The 1,657-nt window shown below is 40.5% G+C and carries 1 protein-coding gene; it reads left to right on the top strand.

Features of this window, described 5'->3' with window-relative positions; translation table 11 throughout:
• Nucleotides 1–931 precede the first annotated feature (931 nt).
• A complete protein-coding gene (locus K5G00_RS29270; RefSeq protein WP_238770156.1) occupies nt 932–1,405 on the top strand; it encodes a helix-turn-helix domain-containing protein in 474 nt (157 codons plus the stop codon).
• The last annotated feature ends 252 nt before the right edge of the window (nt 1,406–1,657 follow it).

Below are 1,657 nucleotides of genomic sequence, written 5' to 3'. Positions count from 1 at the left end.
TGAGAAATGAGCAGCAAACGTTTTACATAGAAAATAGAAGTCAAAGACAAAAATAGCCATTGCCAGCCCTGCCCACCATGGGAAATGCTTACGCATTAATTTGAGCAGGCTAAGAGCTTTAGAGTTATAAACACAATAGAAATTTAAAAGCTTTCAATATCTGCCCCCGGCTGATAAAGGTGCGTAGGCCTGCCAAAGTAGCCCGGGCCGGTGCAGGCCCAAAGCGTTGAAGGATAACTTTGGCTTGATTCTTTTGAATACTTTTCTCATCTAAGAAGAAAAGTATTTGGGGCTCGGGGCAACGCCCCGTCGTTGGGAAGAGATGAGCGGAGAGACGGTGAGCACTGAGACGATGGGAAAAGAGTACCGAACGTTATACATAAAAGAATAAGACACAAAAGAAGAACTGACTTACAGGTTAAGAACGGACCCGCCTAAGAGTAAAAGCGTGAAGAAAATAAATGAAGTGTAGCGTTAAAAAATCTTTTCTGTTTGACTCCAAGCTATAGCGCAGGAGGAGTTTAAAAGATTTTAGCAAAACGGAATTGATTTTTAGCTTTTAATCTTGAGCAGTGGCTTTTTTTGATTCCTTTTTTCAGCTATAGGAAAAAAGGAATTGAGGTTCGGGGCAAAGCCCCGTTGAAAAGCGGAGATGAGAAGTGAGACTGTGAGCACTGGGACGGTGAGAAAAGAGAGATGAGTGTTGAGACGATTAGCATTGAAAATATTTTTGTAGAATAAAATTTATCAATTTATCCACACAGATTTATTCTCCTTTTAAAAGAGTTGGTTTTTTGTTGCCGATTTTAAGATTCCGCTTATTCGCCACCTGTTATTTATCAAAAAGAATATGCTTCAATCCATTATAACATCCAAAACCCGGATTAAACTTTTACTCAAGTTTTTTTTAAATACTCGGACAAGAAGTTATTTGCGTCACCTGGAACAGGAATTTGGCGAATCGTCCAATGCCATCCGTGTGGAGTTAAACCGCTTGGAGGCAGCCGGATTATTAACTGCTGAAATGAGTGGAAACAGAAAATATTTTAGCGCCAATACCGCTCATCCTTTATTTGATGACATCAACAGTATTCTTAAAAAATTTGTGGGAATCGACCAGATCATTGACCGTATTACAAGCAAAGTGGGCGATTTGGAGGCCGCTTTTATTACCGGGGATTTTGCCAAAGGACGCGATTCACAAATTATTGATTTGGTGCTGACAGGAGAAAATCTGGATAGAAAGTATATCCATAAATTGGTAGAAAAAGCAGAAAATATAATCGGGCGAAAAATTCGTTATCTTGTCCTAACCGCAGAACAGATGATGGAAGTTTTCAAAGATAAACCTCGTCTTTTGATTTGGAAAGCAGATACGGAAGAGAGAAAAGAGGGCGGGCACTGAGACGGTGAGAAAAGAGAGATGAGAAAGTGAGCGGTGAGAAATGAGCAGCAAACGTTTCACATAGAAAAAGAAGTCAAAGACAAAAATAGCCATTGCCAGCCCTGCCCTCCATGGGAAATGCTTACACACTAATTTGAGCTGGCAAAGAGTTTTAAAAAATTATAAACACAATAGAAATTTAAAAACTTTCAATATCTGCCCCCGGCGGATAAAGGTGCGTAGGCCTGCCAAAGTAGCCCGGGCCGGTGCAGG

The organism is Maribellus maritimus, from assembly GCF_022267315.1.
GTDB lineage: Bacteria > Bacteroidota > Bacteroidia > Bacteroidales > Prolixibacteraceae > Draconibacterium > Draconibacterium maritimum.
The sequence above is the reverse complement of the archived record's forward strand: the minus strand, read 5'-3'. Positions and strand labels throughout refer to the sequence as shown.